We start from the raw sequence: 15936 nt of genomic DNA, 5'->3' as shown, positions 1-15936 counted from the left end.
AGATACTTAGGAGAGAGCAAATGTCAGCAAAAACACTTTACGATAAATTGTGGGATGACCACTTAGTTCAAGAGCGAGACGATGGTAGCGCTTTGATTTACATCGATTTACAACTATTGCATGAAGTAACGTCACCGCAGGCCTTTGAGGGTTTGCGTATTGCTGGACGTAAGCCATGGCGTATAAGCGCTAATTTAGCAACGCCAGATCATAACGTACCGACTACGAATACAGAGCGTCAAAGTGGTATTGAAGGTATTTCTGATCCAGTGTCTAAAATTCAAGTAGTTACATTAGATGATAACTGTGATGAATTTGGAATTACCGAATTTAAAATGCAAGACATTCGTCAAGGAATAGTGCACGTTGTGGGGCCAGAACAAGGTGCTACATTACCTGGAACGACGGTTGTGTGTGGTGATTCTCATACTTCTACTCATGGTGCGTTCGGTGCATTAGCTCATGGTATTGGTACTTCTGAAGTGGAACATGTAATGGCCACTCAGTGTTTGGTGCAAAAGAAGAGCAAGAACATGTTGGTGCGTGTGGATGGCAAATTGTCTCCATGGGTATCGGCTAAAGATGTGGTTTTGGCTATCATTGGCGAAATTGGTACTGCGGGTGGTACTGGTTATGCAATTGAATTTGGTGGCGAAGCGATTCAGTCTTTATCTATGGAAGGTCGTATGACGGTTTGTAATATGGCGATTGAAGCGGGCGCACGAGTTGGCTTAATCGGTGTTGACCAAACAACGATTGATTACGTGAAAGGCCGTCCTTATTCACCAAAAGGCGAACAATGGGATCAAGCCGTAGCCGCTTGGCAAGAGTTGCACTCTGATGCAGAGGCGCATTTCGATAATGTGGTTGTATTGAACGCGGCTGACATTAAGCCTCAAGTTACATGGGGCACATCACCTGAAATGGTGATCGCGATCGATCAGCCGATTCCACGTCCACAAGATCAAGCGGATGCTGGGGCTCAAGAAAGCTATGCACGTGCTTGGAAATACATGGGCTTAGAAGGCAAAACGACATTAGCAGACATTACCTTGGATCGTGTTTTTATTGGTTCATGCACGAACTCACGTATTGAAGATCTTCGTATTGCGGCCGAGGTGGTAAAAGGCCGTAAAGTGGCGTCTACATTAAAAGAAGCCATCGTGGTGCCTGGTTCAGGTTTAGTTAAGGCGCAAGCGGAAAAAGAAGGGTTAGATAAGATCTTTACAGAGGCCGGTTTAGAATGGCGTGAGCCAGGTTGTTCCATGTGTTTAGCCATGAACGCTGATAAGTTAGGTAATGGTGAGCATTGTGCGTCAACATCCAATCGTAACTTTGAAGGTCGTCAAGGTTTTGGAGGTAGAACGCACTTAGTTAGCCCCGCTATGGCCGCCGCGGCCGCGGTAGCAGGTCACTTTGTTGATGTTAATGAATTGGTTAAACACTAGGAGAGGATTATGCGTCCATTTACTGTACATACTGGATTAGTAGCGCCTTTAGATTTGGCCAATGTTGATACAGACATGATTATTCCCAAGCAATTCTTGAAATCCATTAAAAGAACGGGCTTTGGTAAAAACTTATTTGACGAGTTGCGTTATGAAGATGAAGGTCAGCCAGATCAAGATTGTTCAACTCGTCCATTGAAAAAAGACTTTGTGTTAAACCAAGCCCGCTACCAAGGGGCAAGTGTATTAATTGCACGTAAAAACTTTGGTTGCGGTTCAAGTCGTGAACATGCGCCATGGGCGTTAGACGATTACGGTTTTCGTGTAGTAATTGCGCCAAGTTTTGCGGATATCTTCTTCAATAACTGCTTTAAAAACGGCCTATTACCGATTGTTTTAACAGAGGCACAAGTTGAGCAGGTATTTACTGAAAGTGAGTCGACAGAAGGCTATGCGTTGAGTATTAATTTAGCCGACCAGAAAGTAACCACGCCTTCAGGAGATGAATTTTCCTTTGATGTGGATGCCTTCCGTAAACACTGTTTGCTTCACGGTTTAGATGATATCGGGTTAACATTGCAACATGCGGATGCGATTCGTACTTATGAAGACGCGCGTAAACAAAAAGCGCCTTGGTTATTTGCAGATAAAAAGTAAGGAATGTAAGAATGACTTCTAGAAATGTATTGATTCTTCCTGGCGACGGTATTGGTCCAGAGATTGTTGCACAAGCGGTACGTGTATTAGACAAAGTAAATGAAAAATTCGCTTTAGGTGTAACTCATGAATCGGCATTAGTTGGTGGTTCAGCCTATGATGAAACAGGTTCTCCTTTACCAGAAGCCACATTAACCAAAGCAAAAGCCGCTGACGCGATTTTATTGGGAGCGGTTGGTGGACCAAAATGGGATGGGCTGGATATGTCAGTACGTCCAGAGAAAGGGCTATTAGGGCTGCGTTCTAATTTAGATTTATTTTCCAACTTACGTCCTGCTATCCTGTACCCTCAACTTGCTGATGCATCTAGTTTGAAACCTGAAATTGTGGCGGGCTTGGATATATTGATTGTACGAGAATTAACGGGCGGTATTTATTTCGGTCAACCGCGTGGCATTCGTACGTTAGAGAACGGTGAACGTGAAGGTTTCAATACTTACGTTTACAATGAATCTGAAATACGCCGTATAGCGCACTCTGCTTTTATTGCCGCCCGTCAACGTGGCAAACGCGTTTGTTCTATTGATAAATCCAATGTGCTTGAAGTAACGGTATTGTGGAAAGAAATCATGGAAGAAGTGGCAAAAGAATACCCTGACGTCGAACTAAGCCATATGCTCGTGGATAATGCGGCAATGCAATTGGTACGTGCACCTAAACAATTTGACGTGATGGTCACGGGTAACATGTTTGGTGACATCTTATCTGATGCCGCGGCCATGCTAACAGGGTCGATCGGTATGTTGCCATCTGCTTCCTTAAATGCGGAAGGTCGAGGCATGTATGAGCCTTGTCATGGTTCCGCACCGGATATTGCAGGCAAAGGTATTGCAAATCCGCTTGCAACTATCTTATCTGTTGCTATGATGTTGCGATATTCTCTAGATGCGAAAGATGCCGCAGACGCTATTGAAGCGGCGGTAAGTAATGTACTGGATCAAGGTTTACGTACAAGCGACATCGCCTCTGAAGGCAATAAGGTTGTCGGTACAGAAGAAATGGGCAATGCAGTACTAGCGGCCCTTTAATTTATAAAAAGCAAAAAGGCTTTATACGCGCTTAAAGAATACTTTAGGCGCATTCACTGGGGAAACTGCTCTTGGTATGAGTGGGCCCAAACTAAAAGGTAGAAATGATGTCAAAACAGAATGTAGGTTTAGTCGGCTGGCGCGGAATGGTTGGTTCCGTTTTAATGCAACGTATGTTGGAAGAAAAAGACTTTGATCACATTGATCCAGTTTTCTTTACCACATCACAAACGGGGCAAGCTGGACCAAATATTGGTAAGGATATTCCACTTTTACAAGATGCTATGGATATTACGGCATTGAAGAAGATGGACATTATTATTACCTGTCAAGGTGGTGACTACACCAAATCTGTTTATGCTGATTTACGCGCCTCAGGTTGGAAAGGGTATTGGATTGATGCCGCATCTTCGCTCCGTATGGAGCAAGATGCCATCATCGTTCTAGATCCAGTGAATCAGAATGTGATTCAACAAGGCTTAAAAGACGGCATTAAAACGTACGTTGGCGGTAACTGCACCGTTAGCTTGATGTTATTGGCGTTAGGAGGCTTATTTGATAAAGGTCACATCGAATGGATGACGTCGATGACGTATCAAGCTGCTTCTGGTGGTGGTGCACGTCATATGCGCGAGTTGATTAGTCAAATGGGTGTGCTTAAAGACTCTGTTGCCGCGGATCTAAATAATCCTGCTAGTGCCATCCTAGATATTGACCGTCGTGTAACGGAAACTATGCGTTCAAGCGCGATGCCTGTCGATCAATTTGGTGTGCCTTTGGCAGGAAGCTTGATCCCTTGGATTGATTCTCAACTTGAAAACGGTCAAAGCCGTGAAGAGTGGAAAGCTCAAGCTGAGGCAAACAAAATTCTTGGAAACTTCGGTGCGCCCATTCCGGTTGATGGTCTTTGTGTTCGTATCGGTGCCATGCGTTCTCACAGTCAAGCGTTTACTATCAAGCTAAAACAAGATATTCCAGTAGCGGATATCGAAGGTTTGTTAGCACAGCATAACGACTGGGTAAAAGTGGTTCCTAACGAGAAAGAAATCACCATGCAACAGCTGACTCCTGCGGCGGCAACCGGTACTTTGGATATTCCAGTTGGTCGTATTCGTAAATTGAATATGGGCCCTCAGTACATCAGTGCATTTTCTGTAGGCGATCAACTTTTATGGGGAGCCGCTGAGCCATTACGTAGAATGTTACGTATCCTGCTAGAAGCGAAATAATAAATAGCAAACACCATCTATATTTGTAAAAATCCCAGATTCTGTCTGGGATTTTTTTTTACTTTATACTCTTTTTATTTCGATAAAAAATCGTAGAAGTAACCTAGAATAGGCTTCGGCCTCTTGAATGGCCAATAGATCGAAAAAACTGATCATTACACCATAAAAAATCCCCTTTTTAATCAACTCACTTTGTTTCACTATAGCATCATCGTTATTGAGAACATTGGAGACAGTCTTGTGAAACAAGCAGATATCGTTAAACAACGTAAAGGGGTTAGAACACAGGACGGTGATGGTGTCCGTTTAACCCGAGTTTTTGGCGGCAACAGTGCAAAAGATCTAGATCCTTTTCTAATGCTGGACGAATTCGGTTCCAGCGACCCTGAAGATTATAAAGGCGGTTTCCCTCCGCATCCTCATCGGGGATTTCAGACTGTGACTTATATGCTCAAAGGCAAAATGGAGCATACAGATCATCTAGGCAATGTAGGGTTGTTGGAAGACGGCGGCTTGCAATGGATGAACGCCGGACAGGGGGTCATTCACAGTGAAATGCCAAAGCAAACGGAAGGCATCATGTGGGGCTTTCAACTATGGGTGAATTTACCATCTGATAAAAAAATGAGCCCAGCTTGGTATAAAGACATTCCACGTGAACAGATTCCGGTATTTGAAGAAAATGGCATTAACTTTAAAGTTTTAGCAGGTGAACACAAAGGAATCAAAGGTGCGCTCTACGATCCAGAATCACCTACTTATTTAGATATTGAACTTAGTAAAAACGGCGCTTATCAAATGGAACTGCAACCAGAGCAAACACATCTTATCTATGTCTTTGTTGGTGAAATGATAGTGAATAAAACCAAGGTCTTCGCTGGAGAATTGGTGCAAGTTGCAAATGGGGATTTTGTGCATTTGAGCAGTGAAAATGGTGCACGTTTTTTAGTGATTTCGGGCACACCATTACAAGAGCCAGTTGTGCAATATGGTCCATTTGTTATGAACACCGAAGCGGAGATCCATCAAGCAATTTCCGACTACAACAACGGCACGCTTGCACAAGTGGCAGACGCTAAATAAAAGGCAACCTTGTTATTCGGTTAACGCTCTTTCGCACATTGTTAGGTTTATAATATGAACATACTTTTGTTATCAGGCAGCTTTCATTCAAAAAGCAAAAGCCTATCTATTTTACATTTTTTACAAGATGCTTTTCCTGATCATCAATTTCAATTACCTAAATTAGATTTATTGCCGTTTTACACGGATGATTTGAGTGATAATAAGCCTGATAATGTGCAAGACCTTATTGATCAAATTGCGGTAAGTGATGGCATCATTGTGTGTTCACCAGAATACAATCACAGCATCCCTGCCGTCTTAAAAAATGCCATCGACTGGGCATCCCGCCCAGCCTTTAACTCCGTATTAAAAGATAAGCCAGTCACCATTATCACTCAAGCAAAAAGTCCTGTGGGTGGCGCAAGAGCACAAGCTCATATCAAGCTAATATTCGACTCGACTTTATCGATACTCTACCCAAGCCATGAAATGATGATCACAGGTGTGGATAAAGCCATCTCATCAGACGGCACTCTTGTAGATGAAAACGTAAAAAGCCGACTTACTCGTCACGTCACGGGCTTCACAACCTTTGTAGGTTAGATGCGGTTTTATCCTAACATGTTGCTCTAACCCATCCGTATTACTCTAGAACACACAAAAAGCCTGCGTCACTTTCGTCGTCAGCGAATAAAAGGTAACTATGTTGGTTTGAGAAAGGAAATCAAAATAACTGATTATATATACATTTTTAAAAGTGTAGCGTAGGTCGCGGCTTCAGCCCGACAAAACTCTCACCATTTCCAAATTACTTTTGAACACGCTCGTCATTATGGTTATTTATTGAATGTCATAAAAAAGCGGTCTTTGGAAAATATTACAAGCTTGGTCGAGATTTCAATAAAATTCTCGTTCTAGGGAAACGTGTTGGCTTCAAAATTAATTTTTCTACAGCCTGGCTAGCAATAAAAACACATGTTCCATATATTGTACATATATAATAACTGAGTTATAGTTGTTCAATAAGTTGTACATATAGGTGATTTATGAAAATTGTATCTTTTACTGAAGCAAGAAATGGATTAAAAGCTGTTTTAGACTCTGTCGTTAATGATTCAGACACCACTGTTATAACGCGTCGAGATTCAGAAGATGCGGTAGTGATGTCATTAGATTATTACAACAGTTTGATGGAAACGGTTCATTTATTAAAGTCTCCTGCTAATGCAGAACATTTAAAAAAATCAATAGCTCAATATAAAAGTGGTAAAACTACGCAAAGAGATATAGTTGATGGGTAGCAGACTACTTTGTTGGACTGATGAAGCTTGGAATGATTACGTTTACTGGCAAGGTCAGGACAAAAAGACATTAAAACGTATAAACAAATTAATCAGTGACACTAAGCGTTCGCCATTTGAGGGTATTGGTAAGCCTGAATCTCTTAAAGAAAATTTGTCAGGTTTCTGGTCACGTCGAATTGATGGCACCAATCGTTTAGTGTATGCCGTTGATGATAAAACACTAACAATAATATCGTGCAGGTATCATTACTAATGTGCATACACCAAATAAAACGGCTAATCGGGTAGCCGGAGATTTCCAACCTTCAGCCCCACAACACCTTGCATGCGGCTCCGCACAGGGCGTTTTACTTAGCATGGTGAAGCGCGATCTAACCACCACGTAGCCTTCATGGTGGTTCACGACCTGTTGCTGATATCGACTTATACATTCCGAAAGAGTTTGCATCTGAAATATTGATATATGCAGATAGCTATCTTTCAAAACCTTTAGCCCATTATATTGAGGGCTCATGGGATGTAGAGTATTTTCAGTTAGTATTTCAAGAACAGAAAATTGAAATTGGTTTGTCGCCTGGAACAAAAATATTAAATAGAAAGAGCAATGAGTGGGTTGAACTAACGACAGATTACCCTAAGTCAATAATGAGAAGTTATAACGGTATTGAGGTGCCTGTAATCCCAATTTCAGAGCTGTTTGCTTATAAAGGTTTATTAGGCCGAGAAGTTGATTTAATTGATATTAGAGAATTGAACGCATTATCAGCACCATAATAAGTCATCCGTCAGGATAAAATACAGTCTGCTATTTTCGTTTTGAGGTAAGAATGAAGTGGCTGATTTTCCCCTATGAGGTAATTTGGTGTAAACGTCTTTCTAATGTTATTTATTGTATTTTTAGAGCGGATTGAGCGAAATAACCTTATCTATATATTTTATATGGCCTAGTGGAAGAGCATCTTTGTTTTTTAAAATTTGGCCTGAATACTTTATTTAGAGAGGGTATGTCATCATACGAAATGGCTTCTGATCAGAAAAATCAATTGAAAGTGCAAGGTTTTACGTTGTTATCGAATGCCTTACCTAAATCTATCCTGCAACGCTGGCAAAGACTCGCCGAGCAGCTAGAAAAAAAGGCACTTATTGCCCATGAGCAATCGACCCCCATGCATGGAGGTTGCGTGATTGAAGACCCTATTGGACCAAGAGTGATGCGCATTGATGATGTGCTTGTTTTAGATCCATCGGCGGTTATTGAGTTATTATCATGTCCGGCCATGATGACGGTTGCCCGTGAGTTATGTGGACGAGGAGCGATTCCATTGCAGCTCGATATTTTATATAAACACCAACATCCGCACCCCATTATTATGTGGCATCAGGACGCGATACATCCTAGGAGGGACCCTTACTTTAATATTGGTATTTACCTTGATGACGCGGATGCTGAAGATGGTTGTTTAAAGTACGTACCGGGAACTCAGCATGAATTGCAAGACATTCCCGCACTGGCAAATGCTCATGGTTGGGATATCCCAGGAGTCGTTGAACAACCGGCAAAAGCGGGAGATATATTGATTCAAGACATGATGGTTCTTCATGGCTCAGCGCCCAAACGTAGTCATGGTGTTCGACGAACTGTCTATATTGAGTTGCGCCCAGTTAATGGTGTTCGCGAAAGTGCATCACAAAGCGAACACTGGATTGAATTACGTAAGCGCTGGATGGGGTTGGTGTTGCAACAGGCTGACCCTGCTAATTGGCCTAAAGAATGGTGTCATGATTATCCAACGGACCTTGCTTCGCTGGAGGAAGAAAGTGAGCGTATTGTTGCTCATTGGGAAGCGCCTATCCCCGCTGTGTATGGTGTTCAAAATATTGAAAGAGCGGGCTACCCAGTGCCCGAAGATATGGAGTCATGATAGTTAACCGACCGAGCTGAACTTACTCTTTAAGTTCGGCCTTTAGGTTAGTAGAAGGGCATAAATGAGGTGTTTTATGGGCGATTAAAATATACTGTGTATTCATACAGATTATTTTTGTAGCGTGTACTTTTTGATTGCCAATTCCATGTTTTCTTTGTCTAAGAAATAATCATAGTTTTACTGGTTTGTACTGGTAGATAAATAAAAAATCCTTTAATATCAATTAGTAAACCTTTTTAGCACAGAGATAACTATATTGAGGTGTCTTTACTTTGGTCTACATTGTTATAACATTATTGTCTTAGTTAAGAGTGAGTGCTATGGAAGATAGAAGTCAGTTTTACTTAAACAAATATTTAGCTTCGTTACCTGCTGACGTTGCTCAAAAATACCGCTCTTTCAGCGCTGATTACTTTTGTGCAGACGAATACAACGCTAACTTGTGTGCGAAATTAATTTTGTGTGGTGAGAAACGTGCTTCATGTAGTATGGAATATTGGTATAGCCACGAAGGTGAGGAAATGCCACAAGTGGGCCACCTTCAAGTCGTAACGGACTGGGATGGCAACCCTGTTTGTATTATAGAGATAACGTCCGTGAGTGCATGTAAATACCGTGACGTTGGGGCGGAGTTTGCTGCTGAAGAAGGAGAAGGTGACAAATCTTTAGCATGGTGGCGTGAAGCTCATTGGAGGTTCTTTAGTCTAGAGTGCGACGAATTGGGTATCAATCCATCAGAAGACATGCTGTTGGTTTTAGAGCGATTCAAAGTAGTCTATAAATAAACTGACAATGTTAGGTTGTGGCACTGTGGTAAAAATTCGCTTTCAAAAACTGTAAAGTGATGCATTGAAACTATAATACCAGTAATACTAGGCCACCCATCACTTTATTGATGTGTCTTTGATCACCGTCTGAACTAGAGAAACAAACTCAAGGATGAGTGAGGGGAAAACTATGCCAAGGGCCAGAAGTCAGCAGCTCTGTTTGTCTGCTACTCCGTACTATCACTGTATGTCTCGATGTGTTTGCCGCGCGTTCCTATGTGGTGAAGATGTCGTAACCGGAAAGAGCTTTGAGCAACGACGCGGGTGGTTCGAAGCACGAGCCTAGCGTTACCATTGGTTTTCTTTCTTATTCGATATGACGGACTCATTAGCCAGTAGTTCTGTTCGTCTAAATTACTCTGTTTTCTACAATTGCTCTTTTGTAAGTCTCACTTATCATTCAAATTTAGTATTTCTCTCAATCATCGATTTATTCATTATGTAGAAAGATTGGTAAACCTTCTTAAAATCTTAAAATCTTAAAATCTTAAAATCTTAAAATCTTAAAATCTTAAAATCTTAAAATGGGTGTCTTGGATAAAATTCATTCAGGAAGAAAGTCTATTGAACGGGCTTCTTCACTAATCCATTGAAGTAGAGCCGTAATGGGTTTTTCGTGCCTACGGCCTTTTCTTTTCTTACTGAATGGCGTGATTTTTTAATATCTTAAGCAGAGAATCTATCTTAATAACACGCATGCTTTTGTCCGTTGACAATTTCTTATTTCGATAAATTAGTTGTCTTTGGGTTTACGGTGTGAGTGCAAAATTATTTGATCTTCAATACATATCAGTAAATATCATATGAATATCTCTAACAAGAAGGCCATTGTTTTTGGTGGCACCTCTGGCATTGGTTTAGCGACAACAAAGAAGCTGGTGCAACAGTGGTGGCAATTAGCCGCAACCCTTCAAGATTGAAACCGTTACCCAAAAGGCGTAACAGTAGAGTCTTGTGATGTTCGTGACAGCGCTGCTATAGAAGAGCTTTTAAACGAACTTGCTCCGTTCGACATTTTAGTGAGTTCGGCAACAGCAGGGTGTTGTGCGTTATGGTGCCAAGCATTTAACTGATCATGGCTCGATCGCCCTAGTTTCAGGCTCCTTAGCACGAAAATATAATCATGGACTCAGTGCTCTGTCATCAGTGGGAGGGATTGTCGAGGCGATGTCCCGAGCGGTCGCTTCTGAGTTAGCACCTCACATCCGTATTAACGTCGTTTCACCCGGTACGATAAATTGACCGAAAATAACTTAATTTCCCGTGCGGGGACCGCTGATGAGGTGGCAGAAGGCATTATGTTCGTAATCAAGAATGAATTTGTTACCGGTACGACGGTGGATATAGGTGGAGGATGCCTTCTGAGCTGTCATAAGAGCTTAATTTGAAACAGTGTGACACCAGTTACTTTGTTTGAGTTGTCTTTATTGATTGTTTATCAATTTTCTACTCATAAATAGTTTTCACCACAACATAATAAATAGGAAGAAAATAATGAAATTAATACAGGTAATGACAGTCGCTACACTTTTATCAGTTAGCAGTGTCGGTGTACTGGCTGCTAAGCCAGAAAAAACGCAAGGAATCGAAGTGACGCCATTAGAATTACAAGCTCTTGGCGCTCAAATATCGGTAATGGATGGGTATGATATTCGTGCTCGACGTTTAGTTATTAATGCTGGTGGCACGATATCAGAGCACTCACACTCAGACCGTCCAGGTGTTGTTTATATTTTAGAAGGATCAATGACTGAGCATCGAGGAGACGTTGCTAGAGTGGTTAAAGCAGGGGATACATGGCACGAATCACTAGATACTGTTCACTGGATGGAAAACACGTCGGGCAAGCCTTGTGTAGTTTTAGCAATAGATTTAGTCGCACAGAAGTAGTCATACAAAAAACATCTGCTAATTAACGTTATGGGGCTTAAATTTAGTGAGAGACGGCGACGCTGGAAGTCCAAGTTTGTTCGCCGTCATCTTTAACAGGGAGTGTTATAGGGTAGTTTAGTAAATAATCAGTGTTTTGAAATTTCATATAGATGAAATTATTTCATCCGTTAGAGAAAATAACCCTTTTGTATATGATAATCAATATCGTTATTCTCATGTTATTAAAAACAAGTAAAGCGGCACTAAGGAGAAGGCAATAATCCATCAGGGCCAAATTAAACATGGACTTTTAAACACTGCTGAATTGCAGCATATGAATACTTTATAATTTTAAAATAGCAACTAAGGGTTTTATTTATGCTTTCAAAGGCGTCTAAAATTGTTATCAGCTCTCTCATTAGCCTCAGCCCTATATTTATAGGGCAAGCCAATGCTGAAAGTATTGAACCTGTGTATACAAACGGAAAAATATCGTTGCCTTTTAGTCCTGCGATTAAATTGAATAATGGAATGTTATTTCTATCCGGACAAATTCCTTATACCAAGGAAGGTGGTATTCCAGATTATGCTGTTGATGGCGTTGATGATATGGCTGATCAGACTGAAATTGTGATGGAAAATCTGAAAAAAGTACTCAAAACTTCAGGTTATTCTTTCAACGATGTTGTGAAGGTGTCTGTGTTTATGTCGGATATTAAAAATTACAATGCGTTCAATGATGTTTACGCTACGTATTGGGGACAAGATGGTCTCTATCCTGCAAGGGAAGCAATTGAAGTCGGTGCTTTGCCTGGTGGAGAACCAAGTAAAGAGGTTCTTGTTGAGGTTTCCTTAATTGCTTTTAAAGAAGTTAATTAAAACCGATAATTATCATAGTATAAAGAAGAGAATATCATGAACAGAGAAAGTTTAATTTCAATGGCTTTTATATTACCAATAATGATGTCAATGCCAGCCATTGCAGAAGAAAAAGGACATTCTCCTAAAATAAACTCTGCTAAAAAAATCGTAACAGAGTTTTTCGATTTAGCTTATATTCAACGTTTGCCTACTGAAGCGGCTATAAAATATATATCATCAGAAAAATATACTCAACACAACCCTACGGGGAAGGATGGGCGTGAAGCGTTTATAAATGGGTTTGGAAAATATATCAAGGAATCGAACTATACATATGCTATTAAAAGAATTATCGCTGAGGATGATCTTGTTGTGATACATAGCCAAGGGTTCGTCAATCCGAATGATGCTAAAGATCTTGGTGAAGCGGTGATTGATATTTATCGTGTAGAGAAGGATAAAATTGTAGAGCATTGGGATGTAATTCAATTAGTGCCAGAAAAATCTGCTAATAAAAATACCATGTTTTAACGGTAATGCTCAATCCTTATATGGCATTTTAGATTTGGAACGAATTATTGTTCATCCAAATCTATTTTGCACTCATTAAAACATTGAGCATAGTTGAGTAATACCATATTGATGCCCATCATATCTGATAATGTGAGCCGTACTTATCTATTGCTCGATCGTCGTGACAACCAGAATGCTTTCATCTTAATGTAGGTTTTATCTAGCCTCTATAAGAGCAGTAGAAATGTTGGACTTCTTTTAGCCTGTTGAATAATCACTAATAAATACTTAATGACAGGGTGGTCAAAGTTGTATGATTACCATCCGCCTATTCCTGATATAATATTCTCTAGACCATGATAAGAAACCGATTACTTCACGCATAAGAATAAACGGGTAGCATAAAACGCTTCAGCCGAATCATATCTCTGAAGTTTATCATATGAATACGCCCCTCAAAACGCTAGGATTATGTCGTCATTAAGGATTTTACGATATTATTCCCATTTAGTAGACTCCACCACCAGAGTCGTTCTGATTTTAATTACCTAATGTGCCTGATCGACCTAAATTGCCCTCGCATCTTCTATTTGGCAAAAGCTTTCTTTCATCCATAACCTAAGTCTCTTAGCTGCTCTAGTGATTCCCATACCCTGTGAGTTAATCGAGTAGGTGTATGAGTACATCAAGACAATCACTCTTAGTAAATACGCAGTGCCTGTAGGTGTTGTGTGCTTTATTTCACACGCATGAAATTATTTCATCCGTTAGAGAAAACAACCCTTTTGTTTGTGAGCAGCAATATCGTTATGTTAACCATGAGGGCGAGGCCTATTCACTTGTCAGTATTGTGTTGATATCGGCAAGTTTTTATTGGCAATGAGAGGTTTGGTTACCAAAAGCTCATTGCCATAATAAGTGGTTTCAGAAGACATATTTATGATAGTTATTTTTTGTAAAAAAACGCAAAAAATTACCATTGGAAATGTGCTCTCTGAGTCAGTCGTTGAGCTAACAATAAATTGTTATAAATATTACAACTAAGGTATGAAATCATATGTTTAAAATAATAACATCCCTACGTAAATGTGTACTGGTCATCTTATTTGCCAGTATCAGTTCGTTCTCCGCTGCGGCAGAAAAAACAATTTTGATGCTTGTTACGGGGGCTTCCTCCATGACAAATGGAAAACCGACAGGGCTCTGGCTTGAAGAGTTTGCCGTACCCTATAAAACCTTTATAGATGCCGGGTATAGTATTAAAGTAGTAACGTCCAACGGTGGTGTTGTACCAATCGATCCACGCAGTAATCCTAAGCCTGAGCAAGCTATTGCTTGGAAGGACGCATCTGAACGTTTACAAGACACTAAGCCTCTTTCAACAGTGAATGCTGAGGATTTCGCCGCCATTTTCATACCTGGGGGGCATGGTGTGATGTTTGATTTAGCCAACGACCCTGCTGCCGCAAAACTGATTCAAGAATTTGACACGCAAGGTAAGTTTATTGCAGCGGTTTGCCATGGCCCAGCGGCACTAGTAAACGTCGTCCGTAAAGATGGAAGCCTACTTGTCAGTGGTAGGAAAATGACCTCTTTTACAGATGCAGAAGAGCGTGCAGTAAGATTGGATAAGGATATGCCTTTTTTACTTGAAACTAGATTACGTGAATTGGGAGCTAAAATAGAAACACGAGATAATTTTACAATTCATGCGATACGAGATGGAAATTTGATAACAGGTCAGAACCCGCCATCAAGTGGCGCCACAGCCGAATTAATGATTAAGGCATTATCCGAATAACAGAAATAAAAGTCGAATCATGTGTATATGAAGGTTTTATTATTGGTAATAAATATCCTTTAAGAGATAGGGTTCGAAGAACAGAAAGCAGATACAAACCATAAGTATCTGCTTTTTCCGTTTAGGAAGTCATCAAGCCGTCATGATCATTAAATGGGAATTTATTTGTGAGGGGTAATTAGGTACTTTTTACCTGTCGCTTGTTGAGAGTACGACTCGATAGAGTGTAATGTTAATGCCTCAGTGAATGACACTTCATGTGTGTAGTGGCTAGCAAAGGTCGTGGTGATTTCATCGGCAACTCGTTTACGCATCGTAGCAACCGTTTCAGAGCCTAATTTCCCTAGCGCATTAAATAGTAAGAAGCCATTAATGCCCCAAGCAAAACCAAAATTTCGATTTAAAGTAATTGGTCCACGGTTTAATGCACCATAAATATAAACTTGTTTAAAGGTATCCGTGCCATACACGCTGTACTCTCCCGCGTTACGAGCGGCCGCGGCTTCCATACAGTTAAGAATATCACTGGTTAATTGGCCGCCGCCAATTGGATCGAACGCAATTGTCGCGCCGGTATCAATAGCCGCAGCGGTTAGGTCCGCAATGAAGGTGTTACTGCTTGAGTTAACAACATATTTCGCGCCCATATCACGTAACAAAGTTTCTTGTTCTGGTTTACGCACAATGTTTATTAAATCTACACCATCGGCAATACAAATGCGGTTTAACATTTGGCCTAGGTTAGAGGCTGCTGCGGCATGAATAATGGCTTTATGGCCTTCTGCGCGCATGGTTTCTACCATCGCTAGTGCAGTCAGCGGGTTAACAAAAGAAGAGGCGCCTTCTTTAGCCGTAGTGCCTTCTTTTAATATTAAACAGCTTTGTATATTCGCACAATGATATTGACGATACGTTCCACCACCAATGACGGCAACGGTTTTTCCCATTAAGGCTTGCGCCGCTGGTGATGATCCTGCAGCAACCACGGTTCCAGCCCCTTCATTTCCCACTGGCATTGTCTTGCCAATTCGATTTTTCAATGCAGGCATAAACTTATTCGGGACATCAGCAGTAATGACTGGGTTTTGTTTACTGCCTGATTGAGTCGCTGTTGATATATTCGCCGCACTAAATAGAACGCCTAGATCGGAGGGATTTAGTGGGGCGGCTTCAATGCGAATAACCACTTCGTCGGCGCTAGGTTGGGGCATTGGAATGTCTTGTAATGCCAAAGTTAACGTGTTGTCTTCGTTGATCGTTGAAGTTAGTTGGATATTTGTCATTGAGTTTTGCTCCTGCAAATAAATAGATTACGAGAACCAATTATGTAATGAATTGGTTCTACC

The 15936-nt window shown here is 40.9% G+C and carries 17 protein-coding genes; 16 read left to right on the top strand and 1 reads right to left on the bottom strand.

The features are described 5' to 3' along the window. The first annotated feature begins 20 nt into the window (after window positions 1-20). From leuC to O1D97_RS11335, 16 genes are all read left to right on the top strand, one after another. Entirely contained in the window at window positions 21-1448 is a 1428-nt protein-coding gene (leuC, locus tag O1D97_RS11410) for a 3-isopropylmalate dehydratase large subunit (protein WP_269125695.1), read from the top strand. A gap of 9 nt (window positions 1449-1457) precedes the next feature. Next, window positions 1458-2105 (top strand): 3-isopropylmalate dehydratase small subunit, encoded by a 648-nt coding sequence (leuD, locus tag O1D97_RS11405; protein ID WP_269125694.1) that lies wholly within the window; start codon window positions 1458-1460, stop codon window positions 2103-2105. 11 nt (window positions 2106-2116) lie between these two features. After that, the gene (leuB, locus tag O1D97_RS11400) at window positions 2117-3193 is read left to right on the top strand and encodes a 3-isopropylmalate dehydrogenase (RefSeq protein WP_269125692.1); all 1077 of its coding nucleotides are present in this window, start codon (window positions 2117-2119) and stop codon (window positions 3191-3193) included. Window positions 3194-3300: 107 nt separating this feature from the next. Further along, window positions 3301-4422, top strand: a complete 1122-nt coding sequence (gene asd / locus O1D97_RS11395; RefSeq protein ID WP_269125690.1) for an aspartate-semialdehyde dehydrogenase — start codon at window positions 3301-3303, stop codon at window positions 4420-4422. Between the two features lie 240 nt (window positions 4423-4662). After that, window positions 4663-5505 carry a pirin family protein gene (locus O1D97_RS11390; protein ID WP_269125689.1) on the top strand — a complete coding sequence of 281 codons (843 nt, stop codon included), beginning with the start codon at window positions 4663-4665 and terminating at the stop codon, window positions 5503-5505. 54 nt (window positions 5506-5559) lie between these two features. After that, entirely contained in the window at window positions 5560-6090 is a 531-nt protein-coding gene (locus O1D97_RS11385; protein ID WP_269125687.1) for an NADPH-dependent FMN reductase, read from the top strand. A 443-nt stretch (window positions 6091-6533) separates the two neighbouring features. Then, window positions 6534-6788 (top strand): type II toxin-antitoxin system Phd/YefM family antitoxin, encoded by a 255-nt coding sequence (locus tag O1D97_RS11380; protein WP_269125685.1) that lies wholly within the window; start codon window positions 6534-6536, stop codon window positions 6786-6788. Beyond that, window positions 6781-7044: a Txe/YoeB family addiction module toxin gene (locus O1D97_RS11375; RefSeq protein ID WP_269125683.1), complete on the top strand. Its 264-nt coding sequence runs from the start codon at window positions 6781-6783 to the stop codon at window positions 7042-7044. Before O1D97_RS11380 ends, O1D97_RS11375 begins: the two co-directional genes overlap by 8 nt. Window positions 7045-7247: 203 nt before the next feature. Beyond that, on the top strand, window positions 7248-7565 hold the full coding sequence (locus O1D97_RS11370; RefSeq protein WP_269125681.1) for a hypothetical protein: 318 nt from the start codon (window positions 7248-7250) through the stop codon (window positions 7563-7565). Between the two features lie 230 nt (window positions 7566-7795). Then, window positions 7796-8713 (top strand): phytanoyl-CoA dioxygenase family protein, encoded by a 918-nt coding sequence (locus O1D97_RS11365; RefSeq protein ID WP_269125679.1) that lies wholly within the window; start codon window positions 7796-7798, stop codon window positions 8711-8713. A gap of 323 nt (window positions 8714-9036) precedes the next feature. Next, window positions 9037-9501 carry an ASCH domain-containing protein gene (locus O1D97_RS11360; protein ID WP_269125677.1) on the top strand — a complete coding sequence of 155 codons (465 nt, stop codon included), beginning with the start codon at window positions 9037-9039 and terminating at the stop codon, window positions 9499-9501. 1086 nt (window positions 9502-10587) lie between these two features. After that, window positions 10588-10785: an SDR family oxidoreductase gene (locus O1D97_RS19905; protein WP_428981116.1), complete on the top strand. Its 198-nt coding sequence runs from the start codon at window positions 10588-10590 to the stop codon at window positions 10783-10785. A 252-nt stretch (window positions 10786-11037) separates the two neighbouring features. Beyond that, window positions 11038-11433, top strand: coding sequence for a cupin domain-containing protein (locus O1D97_RS11350; RefSeq protein ID WP_269125675.1), 396 nt, complete (start codon window positions 11038-11040; stop codon window positions 11431-11433). Between the two features lie 360 nt (window positions 11434-11793). Beyond that, a complete protein-coding gene (locus tag O1D97_RS11345) occupies window positions 11794-12294 on the top strand; it encodes a RidA family protein (RefSeq protein WP_269125673.1) in 501 nt (166 codons plus the stop codon). A gap of 36 nt (window positions 12295-12330) precedes the next feature. Continuing rightward, window positions 12331-12807 carry a nuclear transport factor 2 family protein gene (locus tag O1D97_RS11340; protein ID WP_269125671.1) on the top strand — a complete coding sequence of 159 codons (477 nt, stop codon included), beginning with the start codon at window positions 12331-12333 and terminating at the stop codon, window positions 12805-12807. A 1039-nt stretch (window positions 12808-13846) separates the two neighbouring features. Continuing rightward, window positions 13847-14590: a type 1 glutamine amidotransferase domain-containing protein gene (locus tag O1D97_RS11335; protein WP_269125670.1), complete on the top strand. Its 744-nt coding sequence runs from the start codon at window positions 13847-13849 to the stop codon at window positions 14588-14590. A 161-nt stretch (window positions 14591-14751) separates the two neighbouring features. Here O1D97_RS11335 and O1D97_RS11330 read toward each other — a convergent pair whose 3' ends face one another. Then, window positions 14752-15873, bottom strand: coding sequence for a zinc-binding dehydrogenase (locus O1D97_RS11330; protein WP_269125669.1), 1122 nt, complete (start codon window positions 15871-15873; stop codon window positions 14752-14754). Between the last annotated feature and the right edge of the window lie 63 nt (window positions 15874-15936).

The organism is Marinomonas phaeophyticola (assembly GCF_026966905.1).
GTDB lineage: Bacteria > Pseudomonadota > Gammaproteobacteria > Pseudomonadales > Marinomonadaceae > Marinomonas > Marinomonas phaeophyticola.
This window is presented reverse-complemented; position numbering and strand designations above follow the sequence as displayed.